At 67.5% G+C, this 23,555-nt stretch carries 22 protein-coding genes; 17 read left to right on the top strand and 5 right to left on the bottom strand.

From position 1 onward, the window contains the following. Window positions 1–171: 171 nt before the first annotated feature. From FHY06_RS28880 to FHY06_RS28870, 3 genes are all read right to left on the bottom strand, one after another. Window positions 172–1,179 carry a hydroxyquinol 1,2-dioxygenase gene (locus FHY06_RS28880; protein WP_126184614.1) on the bottom strand — a complete coding sequence of 336 codons (1,008 nt, stop codon included), beginning with the start codon at window positions 1,177–1,179 and terminating at the stop codon, window positions 172–174. A 139-nt stretch (window positions 1,180–1,318) separates the two neighbouring features. Beyond that, the gene (locus tag FHY06_RS28875; protein ID WP_184607129.1) at window positions 1,319–1,852 is read right to left on the bottom strand and encodes a cupin domain-containing protein; all 534 of its coding nucleotides are present in this window, start codon (window positions 1,850–1,852) and stop codon (window positions 1,319–1,321) included. A gap of 225 nt (window positions 1,853–2,077) precedes the next feature. Next, complete coding sequence (locus tag FHY06_RS28870; RefSeq protein WP_019656188.1) at window positions 2,078–3,040, bottom strand: LysR family transcriptional regulator; 963 nt, start codon at window positions 3,038–3,040, stop codon at window positions 2,078–2,080. A 159-nt stretch (window positions 3,041–3,199) separates the two neighbouring features. Here FHY06_RS28870 and FHY06_RS28865 point away from each other — a divergent pair, with 159 nt between their 5' ends. From FHY06_RS28865 to FHY06_RS28785, 17 genes are all read left to right on the top strand, one after another. Beyond that, a complete protein-coding gene (locus tag FHY06_RS28865; RefSeq protein ID WP_019656189.1) occupies window positions 3,200–4,297 on the top strand; it encodes a nuclear transport factor 2 family protein in 1,098 nt (365 codons plus the stop codon). After that, complete coding sequence (locus FHY06_RS28860; RefSeq protein WP_244164370.1) at window positions 4,297–5,817, top strand: L,D-transpeptidase family protein; 1,521 nt, start codon at window positions 4,297–4,299, stop codon at window positions 5,815–5,817. Before FHY06_RS28865 ends, FHY06_RS28860 begins: the two co-directional genes overlap by 1 nt. Before the next feature lie 424 nt (window positions 5,818–6,241). Further along, the gene (locus FHY06_RS28855) at window positions 6,242–6,430 is read left to right on the top strand and encodes a Flp family type IVb pilin (protein WP_020723211.1); all 189 of its coding nucleotides are present in this window, start codon (window positions 6,242–6,244) and stop codon (window positions 6,428–6,430) included. Between the two features lie 98 nt (window positions 6,431–6,528). After that, window positions 6,529–6,714: a Flp family type IVb pilin gene (locus FHY06_RS28850; protein WP_019656192.1), complete on the top strand. Its 186-nt coding sequence runs from the start codon at window positions 6,529–6,531 to the stop codon at window positions 6,712–6,714. A gap of 15 nt (window positions 6,715–6,729) precedes the next feature. Then, window positions 6,730–7,257 carry an A24 family peptidase gene (locus FHY06_RS28845; protein WP_184607128.1) on the top strand — a complete coding sequence of 176 codons (528 nt, stop codon included), beginning with the start codon at window positions 6,730–6,732 and terminating at the stop codon, window positions 7,255–7,257. A gap of 81 nt (window positions 7,258–7,338) precedes the next feature. After that, the gene (cpaB, locus tag FHY06_RS28840) at window positions 7,339–8,334 is read left to right on the top strand and encodes a Flp pilus assembly protein CpaB (protein ID WP_184607127.1); all 996 of its coding nucleotides are present in this window, start codon (window positions 7,339–7,341) and stop codon (window positions 8,332–8,334) included. A gap of 49 nt (window positions 8,335–8,383) precedes the next feature. Further along, window positions 8,384–9,802, top strand: coding sequence for a type II and III secretion system protein family protein (locus FHY06_RS28835; RefSeq protein WP_184607126.1), 1,419 nt, complete (start codon window positions 8,384–8,386; stop codon window positions 9,800–9,802). 46 nt (window positions 9,803–9,848) lie between these two features. Continuing rightward, window positions 9,849–11,132 carry a CpaE/TadZ family protein gene (locus FHY06_RS28830; RefSeq protein ID WP_019656196.1) on the top strand — a complete coding sequence of 428 codons (1,284 nt, stop codon included), beginning with the start codon at window positions 9,849–9,851 and terminating at the stop codon, window positions 11,130–11,132. Window positions 11,133–11,136: 4 nt separating this feature from the next. Continuing rightward, window positions 11,137–12,459 (top strand): TadA family conjugal transfer-associated ATPase, encoded by a 1,323-nt coding sequence (locus FHY06_RS28825; protein WP_019656197.1) that lies wholly within the window; start codon window positions 11,137–11,139, stop codon window positions 12,457–12,459. Continuing rightward, on the top strand, window positions 12,452–13,450 hold the full coding sequence (locus FHY06_RS28820) for a type II secretion system F family protein (protein WP_184607125.1): 999 nt from the start codon (window positions 12,452–12,454) through the stop codon (window positions 13,448–13,450). The genes FHY06_RS28825 and FHY06_RS28820 overlap by 8 nt, the downstream gene beginning before the upstream one ends. Continuing rightward, a complete protein-coding gene (locus FHY06_RS28815) occupies window positions 13,447–14,409 on the top strand; it encodes a type II secretion system F family protein (protein ID WP_126184624.1) in 963 nt (320 codons plus the stop codon). Before FHY06_RS28820 ends, FHY06_RS28815 begins: the two co-directional genes overlap by 4 nt. Next, window positions 14,406–15,398 carry a tetratricopeptide repeat protein gene (locus FHY06_RS28810; protein WP_311733744.1) on the top strand — a complete coding sequence of 331 codons (993 nt, stop codon included), beginning with the start codon at window positions 14,406–14,408 and terminating at the stop codon, window positions 15,396–15,398. Before FHY06_RS28815 ends, FHY06_RS28810 begins: the two co-directional genes overlap by 4 nt. Beyond that, window positions 15,395–15,856, top strand: coding sequence for a DUF3613 domain-containing protein (locus FHY06_RS28805; RefSeq protein ID WP_184607124.1), 462 nt, complete (start codon window positions 15,395–15,397; stop codon window positions 15,854–15,856). The genes FHY06_RS28810 and FHY06_RS28805 overlap by 4 nt, the downstream gene beginning before the upstream one ends. Before the next feature lie 31 nt (window positions 15,857–15,887). Further along, a complete protein-coding gene (locus FHY06_RS28800) occupies window positions 15,888–16,367 on the top strand; it encodes a TadE/TadG family type IV pilus assembly protein (protein ID WP_126184626.1) in 480 nt (159 codons plus the stop codon). Beyond that, window positions 16,364–16,846 carry a TadE/TadG family type IV pilus assembly protein gene (locus FHY06_RS28795; protein ID WP_126184627.1) on the top strand — a complete coding sequence of 161 codons (483 nt, stop codon included), beginning with the start codon at window positions 16,364–16,366 and terminating at the stop codon, window positions 16,844–16,846. Before FHY06_RS28800 ends, FHY06_RS28795 begins: the two co-directional genes overlap by 4 nt. Window positions 16,847–16,859: 13 nt before the next feature. Beyond that, entirely contained in the window at window positions 16,860–18,905 is a 2,046-nt protein-coding gene (locus FHY06_RS28790; RefSeq protein ID WP_132753582.1) for a TadG family pilus assembly protein, read from the top strand. A gap of 16 nt (window positions 18,906–18,921) precedes the next feature. Then, window positions 18,922–20,355, top strand: coding sequence for a sigma 54-interacting transcriptional regulator (locus tag FHY06_RS28785; protein ID WP_126184629.1), 1,434 nt, complete (start codon window positions 18,922–18,924; stop codon window positions 20,353–20,355). A 254-nt stretch (window positions 20,356–20,609) separates the two neighbouring features. Here FHY06_RS28785 and FHY06_RS28780 read toward each other — a convergent pair whose 3' ends face one another. Together FHY06_RS28780 and FHY06_RS28775 are read right to left on the bottom strand one after the other, a co-directional pair. Continuing rightward, the gene (locus tag FHY06_RS28780; protein WP_184607123.1) at window positions 20,610–22,220 is read right to left on the bottom strand and encodes a TolC family protein; all 1,611 of its coding nucleotides are present in this window, start codon (window positions 22,218–22,220) and stop codon (window positions 20,610–20,612) included. Next, complete coding sequence (locus tag FHY06_RS28775) at window positions 22,217–23,533, bottom strand: HlyD family type I secretion periplasmic adaptor subunit (RefSeq protein WP_019656207.1); 1,317 nt, start codon at window positions 23,531–23,533, stop codon at window positions 22,217–22,219. Before FHY06_RS28775 ends, FHY06_RS28780 begins: the two co-directional genes overlap by 4 nt. Between the last annotated feature and the right edge of the window lie 22 nt (window positions 23,534–23,555).

Below are 23,555 nucleotides of genomic sequence, written 5' to 3'. Positions count from 1 at the left end.
CCGCCGGGCCCGGCTTTTTCGTGGGGGGGGGGTTTGCAAAAATTCCGCCTCGCCCCGCCCCCCCCCCCCCCCGGGGGGGGGGGGGTGGGGGGGGGGGCCTCTTCAAGGAGGGCGCGGGCTCGAAGAGCCCCCACCCCTGCCCTCCCCCAGAGGGGGAGGGAGAACGTCAGTTCAGAACTGCACCGGGATCTCGGGCGACTCGCCCTTCTGGATCTCGTACACCAGGCTCGGCGAGCCGTTCTCCCACACCAGCAGCATCGAGCGCTTGGGGCTGAAGCCCTGGTGGCGGCAGTAGGCAGGCATGGCGGCCATGTCGCCTGCCTTCATGATCACGCGGGCCATGGGCCTGCCGGTGTTCTTGTCGCCGCAGTCCCAGTGGATCTCGTCGGTCATCTGGAAGAACCACTCGACGCGGTCGTTGCCGTGGATGATCGGCAGGATGTGCTCCTCAGTCGTCGGGCACATGTAGCTGTGCTTCACCACCGAGGTGAAGCTCGGGTTCCACGTCACCTGCGAACGGCTCAGGAAGCCGAAGAGGTTGAAGGCGTGCACCTCGTTCTCGAAGCCGGGCTCGGGGTGCAGCTCGGGCTGGCCCTGCGGCACGTCGGCGAAGGCGCGGTTGACCGGCGCGCCGCGCTCGTCGCTGCGCAGGTCGAGGTCGCCCTTCAGGCCCACGCAGCGCTTGGCGAGTTCGCGCGCCCTGGTGATCTTGGCGGTGTTGTTGCCGTTCTTGCGGCCGTACGGCGAGCCGGTTTCCTGCGGCGCGGCGAAGGGGTCGAAGCTCTCGTTGGTCCAGTCGTCGAGCATGGCCTCGAAGGTGGCGCGGATCTGCGCGGTCGGGAAGTTCTCCAGCAGGTCGATGCCGGCCTCCTTCATGGTGCCGTTGAAGCTGCCGGCGTACAGGTCGACCGACTCGTAGTGGTTGACGGTGCCGAACACGTCGTCGAAGTTGACCCAGCCGTAGAAGAAGCCCCAGGCCACGTCTCGCATCAGTGCGCGCAGGTAGTTGCCGGCGTCCATGGTGTGGCTCATGGGGCGGCCGTCGCGGGTCTTCCAGCCGATGTGCACGAAGTATTCGTCGCGGCGGAAGCTGAAGCTGCCGAGCGAGAAGTCCTTGTAGCCGAGTGTGGCGTCGGGCTGTGACGCGATCACCTTGGCGAGTTCTGCGGGTGCGTTCATGGTGTTTTCCTTGTCTGGTCTGAATAGGTGGCCTGCATCCTTCGCGGAACACCGCGGAACCGGCTCTGCCGGGCCGCAGGTGTTGCCCCCGCTAGGGGGTTGGCGCAGCGACACGAAGTGCGCGAAGCCTGGGGGCGAGTCAATGCGCCTGGCAGATCTCGGCCCACTTCTCCACCGAGAGATCGCCCTTGCAGCTCTGCAGCACGATCACGCCCGGTTCGCCGGCGTTGCGGAACTGGTAGGCGGTGTTCTTCGGCAGCAGGCCCTGGTGGCCGCGCGAGAGCTTCATCCAGCCCATCTTCTTTCCCCTGGGCTCGCCCTTCACGAGCACGGCGCCGTTCTTGTCCTTGTCGGCCACCACCTGGCTCTCGTCGAGCTGCACCAGGTGCACTTCGACGTCGCCGTCCATCACCAGCGCGAACTCGTCGTGCGCGCACGTGTACCAGGGCGAGGTGCCTTCGGCGCGCAGCGTCTCCAGCACGTAGATCTGGTTCTGGCCGAACACGACCTTCTCGTAGGGCTTGCTGAGGCTCGCGATCTCGAAGCAGTTGGAGAAGGCGTAGTGCCGCACGTCGTCGTCGATGGCTTCGACGTGGCCCTTCTCGAAGTCCTTGAGCGATCCGAAGCGGGTCCTGTAGGCCGCGGCCGGGGCAGTGGAATGGCTGGCTGTCATGTTTTGTCTCCTTGGATGAGCGAACTCTAGGAGCCATGCGGCAACACCGGTAGGGACCAGTTTGGAAGAGGATTGTTCGGAGCTTCCGAATAATCGCTGGGGTTTACCCCGTACCGGACCGGCGCCCGGGAGCGAGCCACAGGGCTCGTTCGCTAGGCGCCGCAGAACCGTCTACGCCGGGCCGTCGGCGAAACGAATTACGCAAAGCCTGAAGGAGGGCTCACCTCATCCGCTGGTGCGGCTGAACTCGATGAGCTCTTCGGGGATCAGCCCGCGCTCGATCAACGTCGCGTCCCAAGGCGGCACGCGCGTGAAGCGGGTGGCGATGTGTTCGATGAACAGGCGCAGCTTCAGCGCATTGCGCGAGGTGCCCGCGTAGACCGCGCTCAGGGAGAACGACGACAGCTGGTGGTCGGCCAGCACCACGCTGAGTTCGCCGCGCGCGATGGCGTCACCCGCCACCAGCGTGGGCAGGCAGACGATGCCCGCATGCTCCAGCGCATATTCGCGCAGCAGGTGCACGCTGTTGGTCAGCAGCGCGGCCGCGAGATAGATGGTGGTCTGCTCGCCGCCGTGGTGGAAGGTCCAGCGGTCGCGCGTGGGGTAGCCCGAGTACAGGCCCAGCTTGTGGCGGTGCAGCTCGCGCGGCGTGGCCGGCGTGCCGTGCGCCTTCAGGTACGCCGGCGTGGCGCACAGCACGCGCCGCACCGGAAAGAGCGGCCTGGCCACCAGCTCCTGGGAGGCCGCGGGAAAGATCTGCAGCGCGCAGTCGACGCCGGCCTTCACCGGGTCGGCCACGGCGTCGCTCACGATCAGCTCGAGGTGGATGTCGGGGTAGGTCGACTGGAACTCCCGCAGCAGCGAGGCGAAACGCCCCAGCACCATGCCGGTCAGCGCATGCACGCGCAGCGTGCCCGAAGGCGTACCGCGCGCATCGCGCATCTGGTCGACGATGCTGTCGGCGCGCGCCACCAGCTCGGTGCAGTCGCGCAGGAAGGCCTGGCCCATGTCGCTGAGCCGCACCACGCGCGTGCTGCGGTGGAAGAGCGGCGCGCCGAGGAACTCCTCGAGCTGCTTGACCCGCGTGGTGACGACCGAGTTGGCCACGCGCAGCTGCCTTGCGGCTTCGGCGAAGCTCTGGGTCTGCGCGACGCGAACGAAAGTTTCAATGCTTTGAAGGCGGTCCACGGCGGCACTGTACTGCGGGGCCGCCCCGGGCGGGGGCGCGGGCAGGCGTTGCGGGCGCGCCGAAAGGCTTCGAAAGGCCTGTCATCCCTGTATCGGGGGGTTACCCGCCCCACTTACAATCCCTGCCGCATCACCCACCCCTACGAGGTCTTGTCCGCAATGCCCAAGAGCCCCAGGCCACGCGCCCGTTTCAGCTTCTCCCCCACCGTGCGCGCCCTGCTCCTGGCCGCGGCCACCTGTGGCGTCGCGCTTCCGGCGCTGGCGGCCATCGAGCACGAGGAAGTCGACAAGCTCATGCAGGCCGGCAAGCTCGACGAGGCCATGGCCAAGGCCGAGGCCTTCCTCAAGGACAAGCCGCGCGATCCGCAGATGCGCTTCCTCAAGGGTGTGATCCAGCTCGACACCGGCAAGCGCAACGAAGCCATCGCCGCCTTCACGCAGCTCACGCTCGACGCGCCCGAGCTGCCCGAGCCCTACAACAACCTCGCGGTGATCTACGCGAGCCAGAACCAGTTCGACAAGGCCCGCGCCGCGCTCGAGAGCGCGATCCGCACCAACCCCAGCTACGCCACCGCCCAGGAGAACCTCGGCGACGTGTACGCCCGGCTCGCGAGCCAGGCCTACAGCAAGGCGCTGCAGCTCGACCAGAACAACACCGCCGTGCAGCCCAAGCTCGCGGTGATCCGCACGCTCTTCACGCCGACGCCGCCCGGCGGCAAGCCGACCGCGCTGATCGCGGCCGCACCAGCGCCTGCGCCTGCCGCCAAGGCAGCCCCGGCTCCGGCGCCCGCGCCTGCGGCACCGCCGCCGCCTGCAAAGGTCGCGGCAGCTCCCGCGCCGGTGGCCGCGGCGCCCAAGGCACCCGAAGCAGCACCGGCTCCCGCACCTGCCCCGGCACCCGCAGCAGTCAACGCCTCTGCCAATGCCGAAGTCGAATCGGCCGTGCGCGCATGGGCTTCTGCCTGGGCCAGCCAGGACATGGATCGCTACCTCGCGGCCTACGGCTCCGACTTCACGCCCGCCGGCGGCCAGAGCCGCAAGAGCTGGGAAGAAGACCGCCGCGCGCGCATCGTCGGCAAGTCGAGCATCAGCGTGAACATCGAGAACCTCGCGATCAAGGTCGACGGCCAGAACGCGACGGCCAAGTTCCGCCAGATCTACCGCGCGGACAACCTCAACGTTTCGAGCCGCAAGACGCTGGAGATGCAGCGCTCCGGCAATCAATGGCACATTCGCAAGGAAAGCGTCGGCGGCTAGTGGCAGACATCGTCCGGCAGGGCCGGCTTCAGCATCCCCCTTTTCGTGTGCGCAGCGGACAGCAGCTGCTCGCGGCGATTGCCGCCGCGTCGGCACTGATGTTCGCGGCGCCCGGTGCCGCGCTGGCGTCGAACGCCGCAGGCAAGACGGGCGGCTCCGCCAAGGCGGGCAGTGCGGCTCACAAGGAAAAAGGCGGCAAGACAGCCGTTGCAGGCAACGGCCGCAACGGCAGCCGCGCCACGGCGCGCAACGGCACGAACAGCCGTGTCGCCTCGGCCAGGGAAGTCAGAGAGCCTCGCGGCGCCAAGGGCAGGAAGAGCACCGGCAACGCCGAGCTGCGCACGGCTGCGGCACCAGCAGCGAATGCCAAGCCCGCACGCAGGGCGGCACCGGCCGGCAGCATCCAGGAAGCCAGCAGCGCCGAAGCCCGACTGATCGCCGTCTACGAGATGTTCGGCCGTGGCCAGACCCGGCCCGCGCTGGCCAAGGCGCGCGACCTGGTGCGCGACTACCCGAACTTCCAGCTGGCACAGCTCGTCTACGGCGACCTGCTCGCCGCGCAGGTGCCCCCTTCGAACTCGCTGCCCGACACCGCCAGCATCGCGAAGATGCGCGGCAACCCGGCCATGGCCGAGCTGCACGAGGAATCGAAGCGCCGCCTGCAGGCCCTGCGCGACCGCCCGCCGGCCAACACGGTGCCCTCGCAGTTCCTGGCGCTGTCCACCCGCAGCCGCTACGCCATCGCGGTGGACGCCTCGCGCTCGCGGCTCTACCTGTTCGAGAACTCGGACAAGGGCCTGAAGCTGGCGGCCGACTACTACATCTCGGTCGGCAAGGCCGGCACCGACAAGGCCACCGAAGGCGATGCGCGCACGCCGCTGGGCGTGTACTACATCACCAGCAGCCTCGATCCGAAGACGCTGAAGGACTTCTACGGCGCGGGCGCCCTGCCTATCAACTACCCCAACCCGTACGACGTGCGGCGCGGCAAGACCGGCAGCGGCATCTGGCTGCACGGCACCCCGCCGCAGCAGTTCGCCCGGGCGCCGCTGGCGAGCGACGGCTGCGTGGTCATGGCCAACCCCGACCTCAGGCAGCTATTGCGCAAGGTGCAAATCGGCGCCACGCCGGTGGTCACCGCGCGCAGCCTGCAATGGATTTCGCAAACGCAGGCAGAAAAAGAAGCCCAGTCAATTACAAGTGCTATCACCGGCTGGAAAGACGCCCGCGCCAGCGGAAATGAAGCGCAATTGAAGAAATTCTATTTGCCCGATTTCCAGCGCATCGCCAAAAAGTCCAATGAGGGAATTTCAGTCGTCGACGACGAAGTGAAATACGCGCAGGGCAAGCGCGTCCAGCTCAAGGACATGTCGTACCTCCACTGGAAGGACGGCGACGACACCATGGTTGTCACCTTCGGCGAAGTGTTCGAAGGCGAGAAGAGCGGACGTTCCCGTCGCCAGTACTGGTTACGCCAGGGTACCGACTGGAAGCTCTTCCACGAAGAGATCCTGGGCTGAGGCCCGGGTCCTAGACCCTCCTGCCCTTGGGGCGACCCCCTCGAAGTCGTGACTTTTTGCTCACGAACTGGGCCTTTTTTGACCGTTACATCTAAGGCTCAGGGGCCCGTGCTACGTAACACGTAACGCGTTTGTTCCCGTAACGCCCCCGTCCCGAGCGTTCCCCGCGCCGTTACGCCACATCCCCCCTTCATGGGAGGCGCACTGTGGTCCACAGAGGGAAAAATTGGTTTCCTGATCGTTAACTGGCTGAGCAGGTCACCCCTGTCTCCGGCTGGCGAGAGGCTGGCCGCTATCCTGCTATACCCCTTTCGGCTAGCACACTCTGACGAAAGACTTGCGGGTTTGCCTTGTTGATACACGGAGTTACGCTGTATAACATCCACCTCGCAAGCCTTTGTTAACACTCCTGAAAGGGGAAATCATGCTCAGCTCAATAAAGCGCTTTTTGCACGATGAGGAAGGCGCGACCGCAATTGAATACGGAATTATTGCGGGCCTTATTTCTATTGCCATCGTCGGTGTTCTTTCTGGCGATACCGGCCTTGGGAAGAAGCTCTCGGGCGTCTTCACCTATATCAGCGACAAGCTCGCAGCCATCGCGACCCCCTGAGCGGAGTTATTGGCACACGGTTTCCCCATCGACTCTCGAGATCAGGTTCCAGTATTTCTCCGTTGTACTTTTTGCTCATCGTTCCTGAAAGGTCCATCATGCGTAACTCCATCACCCGTTTCCTGCGCGACGAAGAAGGCGCTACCGCCATCGAGTACGGCATCATCGCGGGTCTCATCTCCATCGCTATCGTTGGCGTGCTGTCGGGCGACACCGGCCTTGGCAAGAAGCTTTCGGGCGTCTTCACCTACATCAGCGGCAAGCTGACGGTCCCGACCTCCTGAGCATCCCTATCAGTGATGCGTTTGGCGTGTTTGCTGTGGTTGCTGTTCGTTGCCGTGTATGACTTCCGTCAGCGCCGCGTCCCCAACTGGCTCGTGCTTGCCGGCGCCGCAGTGGCACTGGCCGCACTGGGCCTCGGGATGCAGCCCTTCGGCCTCGAATGGACCACAGCACTCACGGGCGCAGCCGTCGGCTTCGGCTGCCTGCTGCTCATCTACGCCGCCGGCTACATGGGAGCCGGGGACGTGAAATTCGCAGGCGCGCTCGGACTCTGGGTCGGCCTGTCCGCGCTGCTGCCCATCTGGATCGGCGCCAGCCTGCTGGCCGGGCTCCATAGCGCCGCATGGCTCGCGCTGCAGCGCTGGCCGCTTTCTCCCCGCCTTGCACTGATGCTGCAGGGGCCGGCTTCGCCGGTTTCGGTTTCCTCCTCAACCGCCGTCGAGTCCGACGGCAGCGCCCCGCCCAAGCGCCGGCGCATCGTTCCCTACGCGGCTTATCTCGCGATGGCCACAGCGGTCTGGATGGTCTGGGGGCGACAGAGCTAGCAGTCTTCTGCCTCTGTCACTGCGGGTCATCCATCTCTCCATTCCCATGATCGCTTGCCCCCACTCTTTCATCCGCCGCCCATGATCAACATCACGAAAATCATCGCCGCCGTCCTCGTGCTCCTGGCCATCGCGCTGGGAGGCTATGCGTGGATGCTGAGCCGGCAGGCCCCTGCTCCGGCCGTGGCGGCCGCGGGTCCGGCCGCCGAACCGGTCAAGGCCAAGGAAGTGCTGGTCTACCCGGTCGTGGTGGCGGCCAAGCCGCTGCCCGCGGGCGAGGCGATTCCGGCCGACGCGCTGCGTGTGGAGCGCCTCACGATCAACCCCGCCGGCGCGTTCCAGGACGTGAACGTGGCCGCGGGCCGCGTGCCGGTGCTGGACCTGGCCGAAGGCACGCCGGTGATGGAGAACCAGCTCGTGTCCGGCCTGGCGATGCGCATCGGCGAAGGCGAGCGCGCCGTCGCGATCAAGGCGGACGAAGTCATGGGCGTCGGCAACAAGATCCAGCCCGGCGACTTCGTCGACGTGTTCATCACGCTCAAGTCGGACGGCAAGGACGTGGACCGCAGCCAGGCGCGCCTGCTGCTCGCGCGCAAGCGCGTGCTGGCATTCGGCAATGCGTCGGTCGACGGCATGGCCTCGAAGTCGCCCGACAAGGCTGCGCAGCAGGCGCAGCGCAACGACAACGCCCGCACCGCGGTGCTCGCCGTGCCGATCGACGAGGTGAACCGGCTGACCATCGGCGACGCCAGCGGCCGCCTGATGCTCGCGCTGCGCAATCCGGCGGACAAATCGGAGCCCGATCCCAGGCTCTTCGCCGAACTGCCGACGGCCCTGCAGCCGGCACAGCCCAAGGCCGGCGATGCACGCCGCGGACCGCTGGAAGGACTGGACCTCGCACAGGCCGGCCTGACGACCGCCGACCTCGTCACCGGCGGCAAGGGGCCCACCGTCCGCCCACTGGCCACGGAGGCCCGCGCCCTCGCCGCCACCCCACGTGCGGCACGCACGACGCGCAGCGGCGGACTCCAGGTCGAGGTCATCCGCGGCGATCGCAGCGAAACCGTGAACTACTGAGCCGATGCCGGCCAGCCGCCACCAGACACAGGTCACCCAGGAAAATCAAATGGATCACATGCCCCGCGAGTCGTCGACCCGTGCAGCTCGCAGTCACAGGGAGTCCCGCAATGCCGCGCCGAGGCTGCTGCGCTCGTCGCTGATCGCCGCGCTCGCGATGTCGCAGGCCGCCTGGCCGCTCGCCGCGACCGCGGCCGATGCGCAAGGAACGGGAACGCGCCCGGAATTCCAGCCGCAGCGCTCGCTGGCGCTGCCGGTCGGCACGCAGCGTGAACTGCTGATCGCCAAGGGCATCGACCGCATGGCCATCGGCGACGAAGCCGTGGCGGCCGTCACCATCACCCGCCAGTCGCCGAATTCGCCGGCCGCGCGGCTGATCGTTACGGGCAAGGGCGTCGGGCGCACCACGCTGATGGTCTGGGAAAAGGGCAGCACCGCCGCGACCACCTACGCGATCGAAGTGCGCCGCGCCGTGGCCACGGTCACGGGCACCATGGACAACATGGCCTCGCACCAGGCGCAGCGCACCAATGCCCTCGCCAGCCTGGCGCCGGGCGCAGAGAAGACCGACCTCGTCGACCGCTCGGTGGTCAACGTGCGCAGCAGCACGGTGCAGGTCGAGGTGAAGGTCGTCGAGTTCAACCGCAGCGTGCTCAAGCAGGCTGGCCTGAACATCTTCAGCACCCGCACGAACTCGCACGGCTTCAGCTTCGGCGTCTTTGCCCCGTCTTCGCTCAACAAGAGCACTTACGCCAGCGACGGAAGCATCACGACCGAATTCACCAATCCTCTGACGCAGGCCTTCGATCTCCTTTTCAATTTCAGCAAGGCCGGCATCGGCGCCAACGTCGGCTTCCTGGAAGGCAACGGCATGGCCCGCGTGCTCGCCGAGCCCACGCTGGTGGCGCTGTCGGGCCAGAGCGCGAGCTTCCTGGCCGGCGGCGAACTGCCCGTGCCCGTGCCCCAGGGCCTGGGCACCACCAGCATCGAATACAAGCCCTTCGGCATCGGCCTCACGCTGACGCCCACGGTGCTGTCGAACGAGCGCATCGTGCTCAAGGTGGCGCCGGAAGCCAGCGACCTCGACTACACCAACTCGCTGAGCATCAACGGCGTCGCGGTGCCCGCGATCACCACGCGCCGCGCCGACACCACGGTGGAACTGGGCGACGGCGAAAGCTTCATCATCGGCGGCCTCGTCAGCCGCACCACCACCTCCAACGCCGACAAGGTGCCCCTGCTGGGCGACCTGCCGATCCTCGGCACCTTCTTCAGCAAGAACAACTACCAGATGAAGGAGAAGGAGCTGGTGATCCTGGTCACTCCGCACCTGGTCAAGCCCATCGCGCGCGGCACCGACCTGACGCCCTACATGCCCGGCACCGCCGAGCAGCGCGACGGCGCTGTGTGGCGTTCGTACTTCCTGGGCGGCGCGATCGACACGCCCGTGCCCGGCTTCTCCCGCTGACCTCTCCGATATCGATGACCCGGAACATGCATCGCAGGCTGGCACCATGAACGCACCACGCGACAGCATCCCAGAGACAGGCAGCGAGACCTACCTCTTCGCGTCGAGCAACGGCAGCCACATCACCTGGCTGACGGACGCGCTCGGCACCCTCGGCTCGGTGGTGGTCCTACCGCCGGACACGAAGTCGATCGACGAACGCATCGCCCTGCTGGGGCCGGTGGCGGTCTTCATCGACTTCTCGCCCGACCAGGGCGCCACCGCCAGCCAGCTCCACCAGCGCCTGAAGCGCGACTGGCCCACGCTGCCGGTGCTGGCCACCGGCGTGTCGGCCGAGCCAGCCGCAATGCTCTCGGCCCTGCGTGCGGGCGTGGACGACTTCATCGACATGGCCGCGCCGCCTGCGGATGCGGTGGTCACGCTGCGCACGCTGCTCGAGCGGCGCAGCACGCTGCAGGGCGGCACGCGCGGCAGCACGCTGGCGCTGCTGGGCGCACGCGCCGGCCTGGGCGTGACCACGCTGGCCACCAGCCTGTCGCTCACGCTCAACGACCAGCTCACGCAAGCGCCGCAGCGCCCGCCTGGCCGCAGCTCGCGCCATGGCGTGGCCCTGCTCGACCTGGGCCTGCCCGCACGCGACGGCCTGCTCTACCTCGACACGCAAAGCGGCTTCAGCTTCGTCGACGGCGTGCGCAACCTGCGCCGCCTCGACCAGACGCTGCTGCACACCGCGCTCGCACACCACACCAGCGGCGTGGCGATCCTGCCGCTGCCCACGAGCCTGGCGCAGGTGCGCGAGATCTCGCACGCCGACTCGGTCTCGCTGATCAAGCGCCTGGCCGACTTCTTCGACTTCCAGATCGCCGACCTCGGCGGCTTCTCGACCATCGACTTCATGGCCCAGACCGTGCGCGAGGCGCAGCAGGCCTGGGTGGTGTGCGACCAGAGCATCGGCGGCATCGTCTCGACCGCCAACATGCTCAAGGAGCTGCGCGCGCGCGGCATCGAGACCGAACGCCTGTCGCTGGTGGTGAACAAGTTCGACAGCCACGTGGGCCTGTCGGCCAAGGACATCGCCGAGCGGCTGGAGCTGCCCTTGCGGCACGTGCTGCCCTCGCGCAGCGCACAGCTGCTCGCTGCCGCGAGCCGCGGCGAGATGCTCGTGCGCACCGCGCGCAACGACCCCTACTCGCAGGCCGTAACGGGACTCGCCCGCAGCCTGCACCAGGAATACATGTCTGCCTCGGGCCAGCCACCGGCCAAGGATCCACGCTGGGTTGCGCTCATGTCGCAGGTCACCGGCTTCTGGAAGAGTTCACACGAAGGTTGAGCCCATGTCCACCGATATCGAATTCGCCGACGACGACCAGGCGTTCATCAACTCCCAGCAGTTCCAGGACATCAAGAGCTGGACGCACGACCACCTGCTCAGCCGCATCGAGGAGCTGGGCGCCGAGTTCGGCCGCTGGTCGCGCGCGTCGATCCAGCAGTTCGTCGAGCTGGAGGTCGACAGCTTCGTGCGCCTGCGCCGCGTGCCGATCAACGACCGCGAGATGCAGCTCATATCCGACGCGCTCACCAAGGAGCTCGCCGGCTTCGGTCCGCTGGAAGACCTGCTCAATGACCCGGCGGTGGAAGACATCCTGATCAACGGCTACCAGAACGTGTACGTCTCGCGCCACGGCGTGCTGGAACGCGAGACCGTGCGCTTCGCCGATTCGGAACACGTGATGCGCATCGTGCGGCGCATCCTCGCGCCGCTGGGACGCCGGCTCGACGAGTCGAACCCGATGGTCGACGCCCGCCTGCCGGACGGCGGTCGCATCAACGTGATCATCGAGCCGCTGGCCATCGACGGCCTGTCGGTGTCGATCCGCAAGTTCCGCAAGGAGCCGCTCACGCCGGCCGACCTGGTGAAGCTCGGCACCTTCGACGCGGGCATGGCGCAGCTGCTGGAGATCGCGGTGCGCGCGCGCTGCAACATCCTCGTGAGCGGCGGTACCAGCTCGGGCAAGACCTCGCTGTTGAACGCACTGGCCAGCTTCATCCCGGCTCGAGAGCGCGTGATCACCATCGAGGACACGGCCGAGCTCTCGCTGGGCACCAGCCACGTGGTGCGGCTGGAGAGCCGCCCCGGCGGCTTCGACGGCCAGGGCGTGGTGTCGATCCGCGACCTGCTGCGCAACAGCCTGCGCATGCGGCCCGACCGCATCATCGTGGGCGAGGTTCGCGGCGCCGAAGTCATCGAGATGATGCAGGCCATGAACACCGGCCACGAAGGCTCGATGGGCACCATCCACGCGAGCTCGCCGCGCGAATGCCTCTACCGCCTCGAGATGCTCGCGGGCTTCGCCGGCTACCAGGGCAGCGAGGTGAGCCTTCGCCGGCAGATCGCCAACGCCATCGACTTCATCGTGCAGATCGGGCGCCTCTCGAACGGGCAGCGTCGCATCATTTCGCTGAGCGAGGTCACGGGCGTCAACGACAACGTGGTGGCGATGCAGGAGCTGTACCGCTACGAGCCGATCGTCTCGCCCGACGGCGAGGAGCGCGACCGCTGGGTGTCGCTGGGCATCGCGCCGCACTCGCCGAAGATCACGCGCTTCCGCCAGTCGCTGCAGCGCGCCTCGCAGCACGCAGGAGACAACCGTGCGTGAAGCCCTGCTCGTCGCATTCTGCATCGCGCTGCTGCTCGCGGCCGCGGGCCTGCTGCTGTGGCAGTGGGCAAAGAACCGGCAGGGGCGGCAGGCGACGGAGCGACACCTGAGCCAGCAGATCCAGGCGAGCGCCGCGGCAGCCGACGCGGCGCCGATACCGATGCCGCTGCGGGACATGCCCACCGACGGCCTCGTGTCCGGATTGACCACGGACCCGTGGCTCGACGCGGGCGCGACACCCGCGGCCCCGGTGCGCACCAGCCTGCTCGAGCGCGCGATTCCCGGCTGGATGATGGGCGTGGTCGAACCGCGCACCATCGTCTTCGCTCTGGCAGTGATCGCCGGCATCTGCCTGCTGATCGGTGTGCTGGTCGGGTGGCTCGCCGCCCTGGGTGTGCTGTTCCTGCTGATGCTGATGACGAGCTTCGCACTGTGGCTGCAGCTGCAGAAGTTCCGCCGCAAGCTCATCCATCAGCTTCCGGGCTACATCGACGCCATGGTGCGGCTGATCACCATCGGCAATTCCACGCAGGCAGCTTTCCAGCTGGCGATCGCCACCACGCAGGCGCCCCTGCGCGGCCACCTGGATCGCGCCGCGGCGCTGGTGCGCGCGGGCGTCGATCTCGACCGTGCGCTGCACCAGACGGCGGAAAACGTGCGCATCGAGGAGATGTACCTGCTGGCTTCCATCCTCGGCCTGGGCGTGCGCTACGGCGGACGCGCCGACCTGCTGCTGGAGCGCGTGGCCAACTTCATGCGCGACCGCGAACAGGCGGAGCAGGAACTCATCGCGCTGTCTTCCGAGACGCGCCTGTCGGCCTGGATCCTCGGCCTGCTGCCTGTGGGCGTAGGCGCCTTCCTCATCTTCACCAACCCCGGCTACTTCATGGGGATGTGGAACGACGACACGGGCCGTATCCTGATCTTCTCGGCGGCGGGGCTGCAGCTGACGGGCGCGGTGCTTCTGTACAGGCTCGCGAGACTGGCATGACGATCACGCCGAACCAGCTGCTCATCCTCAGCCTCGTCCTGCTCGCGGTGGGGCTGATGGTCGGCGCCGGCGCGCTGGTCGCGGCGGAGATCCGCCGCACGCGCAGCGGCCAGGTCATCGGCCGCGCCATCCGGCAGGCCGTGGTGGCGCCCGATCTGAAGGCGGCCGTCGACGCTCCCGCCGACCCCGATGCGCCGATCAAGCCCGAACTCGAACTGCCCTTCCACTGGCTCGATTCGCGCATCGGCCGCGCCCTGGTCGCGGACGAAGACCGCAACCTCATCGACCAGTGCGGGCTGCCGTCGAAGCGGGCTCAGCTGGTGTTCCTGGTCACGCGCATCCTGCTGGCCTTCATGCTTCCGCTGCTGGCCTACGTGTTCTGGAGCAGCGGGCACACGCAGAACACCGTCACCTTCGTGCTGGCGGCGTCCATCGCCATCGGCTTCATGGCGCCCAAGTGGGTGCTGGGCCGCATCGCCGCAGGCCGACGCGAACGCGCCGCGCAGGAGCTGCCGCTGTTCATCGACCTGCTGCGGCTGCTGCAGGGCGTGGGCCTGAGCCTGGACCAGAGCCTGCAGATCATGGCGACCGACTTTCGGCACGTACTGCGCGTGCTGGGCTTCGAACTCGCCATCGCCAACGCGCAATACAGCCAGGGCCGCACGCGCGAGCACTCGCTGCATCGCCTCGCGACCCTCCACAGAAACGAGAACATGCGCGGCCTCGTTTCGCTGCTGGTGCAGGTCGACCGGCACGGCGGTGCGGTGCAGGAACCGCTGCGCATCTTCAGCGACCGGCTGCGCGAGAGCCGCCGCTCCGAGCTGAAGGAGCGCATCGGCAAGATCACCGTGAAGATGACCGGCGTGATGGTGACCACGCTGCTGCCCGCGCTGGTCATCGTCACCGCAGGGCCGGGGTTTATCGCGATATTCCGTTCACTGGGAGCCATCATCAAGTGACATACGAAGACTTCTCCCGCATGTGCTCGCCCCGGGCCGGCCGCCTGCTGGCATGTGCCGTCGCCGCCGCGGCAACGTTCGCGCTCACCGGATGCGGCGCGCTCAAGGACCAGTACGCCGCTGCCACCGATGCGCAGCAGCGGGCATCCGCCGAGGCCACAGCCGACACCAAGGCGGGCGCCGCGGTCGACAGCAAGGCCACGTACCTCAAGCTCGTCGAGCAGATGCAGAAGGAAGGGCTGTGGTTCGCCTCGCTGGCCCACATCGATGCACTGGAGCAGCGCTGGGGCGTGTCGCCCGAGTCGACCCGCATGCGCGCCGATGCGCTGCGCCAGACCGGGCAGGCTGTGGCGAGCGAGCAGGCCTACAGACGGCTCGTGGGCACGCCGCTGGAAAGCGCCGGCTATCGCGGCCTCGGCCTGCTGGCCGGTGCGCGCGGCAGCTTCGCCGAAGCCGTGCAGCTGCTCAAGCAGGCACAGCGCCTCACCCCCACCGACGCCGCCCTCCTCAGCGACCTCGGCTATGCCAGCCTGCGCGCAGGACAGATCGATGAAGCGCGGCTGCCGCTGATGCAGGCGCTGCAGTTGCGGCCCGACAGCACGCAGGCCCAGTCCAACCTCGCGCTGTACCTCGAAGCGACCGGGCAGGACGAACAGGCGAACAGGCTGATGGAGGCCAACCGCATGTCCCCCGCGGCGCGCGCCGCGGTCCGCGATGCCGCCCAGCAGCTGCGCGCCGGCGGATCGAGGCCGCTCGCGTCCACCGGTTCCCTTCAACCGGCCGCAGCCGTCGCCATCGTGCGCCCGCTGCCGGACACGGCCACCACGGCCGCACGCGAAGACCAGGCGCAGCAGCAGCAACCGCTGATGCTCAAGGCGTCGCGCTGGTCGGGCAGCGCAGGCGTGCGCACCGCCAACCAGCTCAACCCTGCCACCGCCGACGCGGCGGCTTCCCTGTCGCCGAATTCGACCCCACGAGGCACCCCATGAGAAAGACGACCATCGCCCGCATCGCCTCGCTGCCGGCATTCGGACTTGCGGCCACGTTGCTGATCGCCGCTCCGGCGGCAATCGCCCAGCAACAACAGCAACCGCAGGCGCAGCCCCCGGCAGCCAAGGCACAGGAGCCCGCAACACCCGCTCCTGCTGCCGCCACGCAGGCATCGACACAGCCGCAGGGCCAGGAAGAGATGGCGCAGGCCGAAGACTTCACCTACGAGCCGCTGCAGGTCGGCGACGCCACCCAGAGCCTGCTCGCCTGGCAGCGCGGCGGGGAGATCGCATCCAGGACGCCGAGAACCATCGCCGGCGACGTCGCCAGCCGCAGCTACCAGCGCTATCTGAAGAGCTTCGAATACCCCATTCCCGAGCGCATGACCTCGAGCCTGAAGTCCAACGCCGGCAACGGCAGTTCCGGCGCCGGCGGCGACCCCGGCGCGCCGAAGTAGCCGAGGCGCACAACGCAGATCCGGCAGCGCCATGACCACACCACGCCTTCGCAACCGCACCGCCGCGCACGCCCAGCGCGGCGCGTACGCGGTCGAGTTCGCCTTGGTGTTCCTGATCTTCTTCGCGTTGCTTTACGGGATCATCAGCTATGGGATGCTGTTCGCGTTCCGGCTCGGCTTGCAGAACGCAGCCGAAGACGGCGCGCGCGCCGCGCTGCGTTACCAGTCGACCTTTGCAGCGCGCGCCACCCAGGCTCAGACGACGGCGACAGCCAGCAGCAACTGGATGCCGCCGGTGGTCACGCGCAGCGTCAGTGCGACCGTGTGCGGCGTAGTCAGCAACAATTGCACCGCTCCTACCTGCGGTGCCACGTGGGACACACGCTGCCAGATGGTGGTGACCGTGACGGCCACCAACCTGCAGATGCTGTTGCCCCCCTTTCCGAGCTTCGCCATGCCCACGACCATCGTGGGCAAGGCCAGCATGCTGCTCGACGGGAGGGCGCCATGACTCGCAACCTGCGCAGCCGCGAGCGCGGTGTCGCCGCCATCGAATTCGCGCTGGTCTTCGTCGTTCTGTTCAGCGTGCTGTACGCGCTTGCGACCTTCGGAGCGGTGCTCTACACGCAGCAGTCGGTCACGCGGGCGTCCGAGGAAGGCGCTCGGGCCGTGGGCCTTCTCACGCCGGCACCGACGGCAGCCGACCAACGGGTGAAAGACGCCGTATATGACTCGCTGGCCCAATCGCTCGTGGTGCCCGTTTCGGCCAGCACGAGCGTGACCACCCGGCGCAGCTGGATCGTCTCCAACGTCACGGTGGACGTGACGCGCACCGATCCGAGCGCACCGGGAGCCTACATACGCTACGTCGTCACCGTGACGTACCCCTACAGCGCGAACCAGTTGCTGCCGGCGATGCCGATCGTCGGCCAGTGGGTGCTGCCCAATCAACTGCGAAGCCGGACCACCGCCGCGCTGCGGTCCTCCTGAAGGCGACAGAGAGATGAACGCCGCAATCCGGAACCGTTCTTCCCGACCCTCGCGATCCCGCGGGTCGGTCATCATCAACACGGCGATCGCGCTGAGCCTGATAATCATCACGCTGATCGGCACCGAGATCGGCTTCATGTATTTCATGAAGCGCGAGTTCCAGAAAGCCGCCGACCTCGCAGCCCTGGCCGGCGCGCAGCAGATCCGAGCCGGATGCGCGGCAGCAACCGCTGCGGCTCAGCTCAATGCCAACGGTGCAGCAGGAGGCACACCTGGCAACATGCCCACGGGCCTCACGCTGCTGCCAGGCGAGGTCCAGTGCGGGTACTGGGACAAGGACACCAGCTTCCAGTCGCCCGCCGTCACCGGCACCGCCAATGCGGTTCGCGTGGCGTTCCAGAAGGCATCTCCCACGCTGTTGTCGTTCTTCACCGGCAACCGGCTCATCAGTGTCAACGCGGTGGCTGCGCTGAGCGCGCCGCTGGCCGAGTTCTCGGTGGGCAGCAAACTCGTTACGGTCAGCGGTGACTCGACGCTCGGACGGCTACTCAAAGGCATTGGGCTCGATCTTTCGGGCACATCGCTCGTGGCCTACGACGGGCTGGCACAGGCCAAGATCACGCCCGGTGGGCTGCTGGCCGCACTGGGCATCCCGGTGGCCGCAGATATCGGGGTGGGCGAACTCAATACGCTGCTCGCAGGTCGCCAGGTGGCGTTGGGCGACCTGCTCAATGCCATCGTGACGCTTGCGGGGCAAAACAGCCTTCTTGCAAGCAACATCGCGCTGCTGCAGGCCATCCAGGCCAAGCTCGGACTGACCAATCTGATGGTGCAGCTCGGTTCCCTCGCAGATGGACCACGCGGACTGTTTGCGCAGATCATCTCGCCCGGAGGCACTGGCAGCAGTGCGTTGAATGTGGGGGTGAGTGCCCTGGACTTGCTCTACACCTCAATAGGCGTGGCGACCGCAAACCATGCGATCGATGTCAGCTCGCTCAATATCAATCTGCTGTCGCTGGCGAAGGTCTCCGTTCAGGCAGGCGTAGTCCAGCCTCCATCCATCGGCATCGGAGGAATCGGAGCGAAGGCTTACAACGCGCAGGTGCGCACCTATATTCGAGTAACCACCGATGCAGGTCTCTTGGGATCGCTATTGTCCCCGTTGATCAAGCTTGATCTTCCGATCGTGCTCGATGCGGTGCAAGGCACCGGCACCATCACTGACATGTGTACTCCTGCACTTCAGGACCCGGCAAATGGCAAGGACCGAGTGAGGTTCTCCGTAGAAAGCAAGATCGCGAACGTATGCGTGGGACAGATCGCGTCAACAGATCTGTTCTCCAAGTCAGCTGCGTGCAGCTATCCGTCGACGCTAAAGGACATGGAACTCATCAATGTCCTCGGTCTTCTCAAGGTGAACAACCACTTGGACCTGGGCGTGCTGAAAGCAACGCCCGATGCTCAGTTGACTCTGGCTGAAGGCGAGACGGGCACCACACCGGTCAACAACCTGCAATTGGGCACGACCGTGTCGAGCCTCCTCAGCCAACTCACATCGCTTCTCTTCGGCGGCCAGGCCCCCACGGGAGCACCTACCGGCAGCCAACTGGACAATCTGACCACACAACTCTGGAACAACACCGCGAGCATCTGCACCGCCAGCACTACCGCCTGCTGGGGCCAGAGGTATGCAAGCGCGATAAATACCATCCGGCAGAACTCGAGCCAGAGCGGCCTCCTGACCGGGCTGCTGTCCGGCGTGTCCGACCTTCTGACGGGCGTCCTGAATCAGTGCACAGGCCTGCTCGGCATAGGCGGCAGTGAACAGGGTTGCAAGAACATGATCAAGGATGCATTACAGACCAACAGCAACGGGCTCAACGGCAGTGTCTCCAACGCAGTATCAGTCCTTGCCGGCTTGCTGGAACCCCTGCTCAACGCCATTGGCTCATCCATCCTCACCCCGCTCCTGACCAACGTACTCGGCATCAACCTCGGCCAGGTCGACGTGAACCTGAAATCGCTCGACTGCAAGGGCCTGCCCATGCTCGTGTATTGACGCTGCGCTCCTCCCGATGAATTCACCCGCCGCCAATTTCGACGAACTCGACCTCTTTGTCTGGGAAGGCAAGGCAGACATCCTCGACCGCATCGCGCGGTGCATGGCGAGCTTCGACGTGGAGGTGATCCGGGCCGACGGCATGCCGCCTCCGCATCAGGAGCAGGGGGCCGCGCTTCGGCCTTCGGTGGCGATCATCAGCGTCACGGTCATCGACGGGGGCGGTCTGGCGCATGCGACCGAGCTGCTTCAGGGCATGCCGGTGATCTGGGTCGCGGCCGGGTCGCGCGAGCGCGACTCGCGCACCTATCCGCCCGAGTACCTGCATGTGCTGCCATACGACTTCACCTGCGCCGAGCTGCGCACGATGGTCGCGAAGCTGGTGCGGCAGCTGCGGGCGCGCGAGGTGGCGCCGCAGCCGCCCGACGTGCTGGTGGCGCACTCCGATGCGATGAAGGCGCTGCTGGCCGAGGTGAACGCCTTTGCCGACTGCGACCACAGCGTGCTGGTGCGCGGCGAGACGGGCGTGGGCAAGGAGCGCATCGCGCAGCAGCTGCACATGGGCCACCAGCGCTACGGCAAGGGCGCGTTCGTGGCGGTGAACTGCGGCGCGATTCCCGACGGGCTCTTCGAGTCGCTCTTCTTCGGCCATACCAAGGGCTCGTTCACGGGCGCGGTGCATGCGCATCGCGGCTACTTCGAGCAGGCCACGGGCGGCACGCTGTTCCTCGACGAGATCGGCGACCTGCCGCGCTACCAGCAGGTGAAGCTGCTGCGCGTGCTGGAGGACAACGCGGTGACGCGGCTGGGCGCGACGGCGCCGGTGCGCGTGGACTTCCGGCTCGTGGCGGCCACCAACCGCAACCTGCGCGAGATGGTGGCCAGCGGCGAATTCCGCGCCGACCTGTTCTACCGGCTCGCGGTGATCGAGCTGCACGTACCCAGCCTCGAGGAGCGCGGCGAGATCGACAAGATCGCGATCTTCAAGGCGCTGCTGAGCAACGTGCTCGGCGACGAGCTGGAAGCCTTGGGCGAGACGCCGCACTGGCTCAGCGACGCGGTGGCCGAGACCTACTTCCCCGGCAACGTGCGGCAGCTGCGCAACCTCGCCGAGCGCGTGGGCGTGATCGCGCGCCAGCTGCACAGCTGGGACCAGAACCTGATCCAGCGCGCCATCGCGCTCACGCGCGGCACGCCCGCGCCGGCGGCATCGGCGGGCGGCAACGGCCTGAACGGCAGCTCGGGCGGGCTGGGCGCGATCGACGGCAGCGCCGACCGCAAGGGCTGGAACAGCAGCGAGCGCAACCGCATCATCGCGGCGCTGGAGATCAACGACTGGAAGCGCCAGGACACCGCGCAGCACCTGGGCATCAGCCGCAAGGTGCTGTGGGAGAAGATGCGCAAGTACCAGATCCTCGACGGCGAACCGGGCATTCCCGAAGAGCAATAAGTTCGCCCCCAGGCAAGGCTTGGCTCCCCCCCAGGCTGCGCGGCACTTCGTGTCCGCTTCGCCAACCCCCTTCCGGGGGCAACACCTGCGGCCCGGCGGAGCCGGTTCCTCGGTGGCACCAGGCTCTCCCCCAGGCTTCGCGCACTTCGTGTCGCTTCGCCAACCCCCTTCCGGGGGCAACACCTGCGGCCCGGCAGAGCCGGTTCCGCGGTGTTCGCGAATTGGCTCGCTTCGCTTGCCGCTTGCCCGCTTGCTTATGGGATCGAGAGGCGTTGGGCTCTGCGCAGGGCCGGCGGGGCGCCGGCTGCGCCGGTGGCGCGTTCGGTCACTACCGGCTCGCTTGTGCAGGCGGTGTTGCTCGATATGCAGAGCTTCGCGAGCAGGCCGTCCTCGGTGAGCACCTGGCGGCTGGGGGCGCCGAAGAGGCGGTCGATCCAGTTGTTGGGGCCGGCGGGGTCGATGCGCAGTTCGCCGGTGGTGCGCGCCAGGCGCAGCTCGGAGATGCGCAGGTCGAAGACGCCATCGACGTAGTCGAACAGCAGCGTGTAGTAGTCGAGCTGCGCGTCGAGCACCTTGGGCAGGGTCTCGCGGCCGAACTCCATCAGGCGGCGACGGCCGCGGAAGGCCTGGCCGGCGGTGCTGACGGCTTCCATCAGCTGCTTCTCGCGCTCGCGGCCGGAGACGGTGCGCGACCACGAGGCTGCGGTGAGCTCGAAGAGGTTGAGCTTCACGCCTTCGAGCTTGGCTTCCTGGTTGGCGACTTCGGCCAGCGCCGACTTCAGGCGCAGCTGGCGGTCGAAGCCGTTGCCGAAGTTCCAGTTGAGCTCGAACGCAGCGCGCGTCGGGTCCTGCGGCGAGACGCCGCGCGGGTCCTTGCTCTTCACGAGCACGGCGTCGAGCGTGGGGTAGAGGCTCGCGTCCTGCTGGTCGGCCAGCGCCCTCGCCCGCTCGATGCGGCCCAGCGCCTCGGCGATCTCGGTGCTGCGCGATTCGGCCCGGCGCAGCGCTTCCTCCTGCGTGGCGATGCGCCACTGCACGGGCGCCGCGAGCACCGGCAGCGACTCGGGGTTGGGCGAGAACTTGAAGTAGTTGCGGAACTTGGCGAGCGCCTCGTCGCGCTGCGCCTCGAAGTCGGACTCGCGCGCGGCCACCAGCGCACGGCGCGAGGCCGCCATGTTGAGGTCGTTGTCGCCGCTCACGCCCAGCGCCACGCGGCGGGCCTCGGCCTTCGAGAGTTCGGCCACCACCTCGGAGGCCTTGTGCGCGATCTGCTTCTTGAGGTCGAAGCGCTGCACCTGCAAATACGCAGTGAGCGCGTCCAGCACCACCTTCTGCGAGGTGGTGACGACGGCCTCGTCGTCGGCCTGGTTGCCGGCTTCCGCGGCGCGCTGCGCGGCGTTCATCGCGCCGCCGTCCAGCAGGCTCACGCGTGCCTCGGCGGTCAGCACGGTGTAGCTCTGCGTCTTGGCGTTGGCCGCCCCGCTGTTGTAGTTGCCCGAGGAGGTGCCGAGCCTGAACTTCGGATAGCGCGCCTGTCTCGCCGCATCCACGCCGTAGCTGCTGGTATTGGCGGCCGCCTGCATGGTCTGCACTTCGGGGTAGTCCTGCGAGAGCACGACCAGCGCCTGCTTCACCTGCTGGGCGTAGCTCGCCGCGCCGAGCGAAGGCGCCGAGAGCCTGCGCGCAACGGTGAGCCTCGCGGCGCTTTCCATCTCCTGCTGCTGCAGCAGGTAGTCGGGCAGCGGCTGGGGCTGCTGCTGTTGCTCCTGCGCGTAGGCTGGCGGCAGCGCAAAGCCTGCGCACAGTGCTGCGCAGACGGCGCCGGTGCCCACGCGGCGCAGATCGACCGGTTTGCGGTACTTCATGGTTCGCGGAAAGCTTCGCGGCGAAGCTTGAGCACGGGTCGCAGGATGTACCAGATGAACGGGTCGGTGCCCACGCGCAGGTCCACTTCGGACTCCATGCCGGCGGTGATGCGGTTCTCGACGCGGCCCACGTGCGACTGCGACATGCTGATGAGCAGCCGGTAGTAGGGCGCGCCGCTGGAGATGGCGGGGTCTCGGTCGGCGTCGGCCGCAACCAGCCTCACCTTGCCGTCGACCGCGCCGTAGCGCAGATAGTCGTAGGCGGTGATCTTCACGCGCGCCTCCTGGCCCACTTCGATGAAGCCGCGGTCGTTGGGGTTGAGCCGCGCCTCGACCATGATCTCGTCCTCGTCGGGCACCACTTCGAGGATCGATTCGCCGGGCTTCACCACCCAGCCGGGGCTGGAGTTGCGCAGGCCCTTCACGATGCCGTCCGACGGCGCCTTCACCACGGTGCGCGAACGCTGGGTGCGCGCACGCGCCAGGTCTTCGCTCAGGCTCGCGAACTGGCGCTCGACCGTGGCCAGCTCGTCCGAAGCGCGGCGGCGGAAGCGCCCCTCGGCTTCCGCCATCTTGGCCTGCGCCTCAGTGATGGAGGCGTTGGCCGAAACCACGCCCTGGCGCGCCACGGCGAGTTCGCTGCGCACGCTCTCGGCCTGGCGGCGCTTCTCGAGCACTTCGACCTGACCCACCAGCTTCTCGCTGAGCAGCTGTTCGGAGATTTCGAGTTCCTTCTGCATCAGCGCCAGCCGGTCGCTCAGGCCCTTGACCTTGGCCTCCTGCTCCAGCTTCTTGCTGCGCGCCTGCTCAAGGCCCGACACCGCGCCGGCCATCACGCCGCGCTGCTCGAGCGCGCGCGCCTGGTAGGCGCCGGTCTCGCCCTCGAACACGCCCTCGTCGATGTCGGCGGCGAAGGACTGGCGCGTGAGCGGCTGGCCGCGGCTCTCGGCCATCAGCCGCACGCGCGTGGCCTGCGTGGCGGCGTAGCGGGCAGTGAGCTCTTCGAGGTTGAGGCCGCTGCCGCCCAGATCGATCTCGACCAGTGGCTGCCCCTGCTTGACCTTCTCGCCTTCCTTCACCAGCACGTTGCTGACGATGCCGCCCTCCAAATGCTGGATGGACTTGACGCGGTCCGACGGGATCACGCGGCCCGGGGCGACCACCACCGTCTCCATCGGAAAGCCGAGGCCGACCAGCGCGAGCACGGCGATCGCGCCGCCGATGATCCACTGCCGCCGCCGCCCCTGCGGCGAGGCCTGGGCCTCGCGCTTCTCGTTCTCTTCCTGAAGAATCTGCGGCAGGTCTATTTTCAAATCGCGTCCCCGGTCACTCTTC

It is taken from the genome of Variovorax atrisoli (assembly GCF_014195185.1).
Lineage (GTDB): Bacteria > Pseudomonadota > Gammaproteobacteria > Burkholderiales > Burkholderiaceae_C > Variovorax > Variovorax atrisoli.
The sequence above is the reverse complement of the archived record's forward strand: the minus strand, read 5'-3'. Positions and strand labels throughout refer to the sequence as shown.

Excerpts from the sequence above, each read along its gene's own strand:
- FHY06_RS28880 (WP_126184614.1), bottom strand. The coding sequence starts at position 1,179 with ATGAACGCACCCGCAGAACTCGCCAAGGTGATCGCGTCACAGCCCGAC.
- FHY06_RS28875 (WP_184607129.1), bottom strand. The coding sequence starts at position 1,852 with ATGACAGCCAGCCATTCCACTGCCCCGGCCGCGGCCTACAGGACCCGC.
- FHY06_RS28865 (WP_019656189.1), top strand. The coding sequence starts at position 3,200 with ATGCCCAAGAGCCCCAGGCCACGCGCCCGTTTCAGCTTCTCCCCCACC.
- FHY06_RS28855 (WP_020723211.1), top strand. The coding sequence starts at position 6,242 with ATGCTCAGCTCAATAAAGCGCTTTTTGCACGATGAGGAAGGCGCGACC.
- FHY06_RS28850 (WP_019656192.1), top strand. The coding sequence starts at position 6,529 with ATGCGTAACTCCATCACCCGTTTCCTGCGCGACGAAGAAGGCGCTACC.
- FHY06_RS28845 (WP_184607128.1), top strand. The coding sequence starts at position 6,730 with ATGCGTTTGGCGTGTTTGCTGTGGTTGCTGTTCGTTGCCGTGTATGAC.
- cpaB (WP_184607127.1), top strand. The coding sequence starts at position 7,339 with ATGATCAACATCACGAAAATCATCGCCGCCGTCCTCGTGCTCCTGGCC.
- FHY06_RS28835 (WP_184607126.1), top strand. The coding sequence starts at position 8,384 with ATGGATCACATGCCCCGCGAGTCGTCGACCCGTGCAGCTCGCAGTCAC.
- FHY06_RS28830 (WP_019656196.1), top strand. The coding sequence starts at position 9,849 with ATGAACGCACCACGCGACAGCATCCCAGAGACAGGCAGCGAGACCTAC.
- FHY06_RS28825 (WP_019656197.1), top strand. The coding sequence starts at position 11,137 with ATGTCCACCGATATCGAATTCGCCGACGACGACCAGGCGTTCATCAAC.
- FHY06_RS28815 (WP_126184624.1), top strand. The coding sequence starts at position 13,447 with ATGACGATCACGCCGAACCAGCTGCTCATCCTCAGCCTCGTCCTGCTC.
- FHY06_RS28805 (WP_184607124.1), top strand. The coding sequence starts at position 15,395 with ATGAGAAAGACGACCATCGCCCGCATCGCCTCGCTGCCGGCATTCGGA.
- FHY06_RS28800 (WP_126184626.1), top strand. The coding sequence starts at position 15,888 with ATGACCACACCACGCCTTCGCAACCGCACCGCCGCGCACGCCCAGCGC.
- FHY06_RS28795 (WP_126184627.1), top strand. The coding sequence starts at position 16,364 with ATGACTCGCAACCTGCGCAGCCGCGAGCGCGGTGTCGCCGCCATCGAA.
- FHY06_RS28790 (WP_132753582.1), top strand. The coding sequence starts at position 16,860 with ATGAACGCCGCAATCCGGAACCGTTCTTCCCGACCCTCGCGATCCCGC.
- FHY06_RS28785 (WP_126184629.1), top strand. The coding sequence starts at position 18,922 with ATGAATTCACCCGCCGCCAATTTCGACGAACTCGACCTCTTTGTCTGG.
- FHY06_RS28780 (WP_184607123.1), bottom strand. The coding sequence starts at position 22,220 with ATGAAGTACCGCAAACCGGTCGATCTGCGCCGCGTGGGCACCGGCGCC.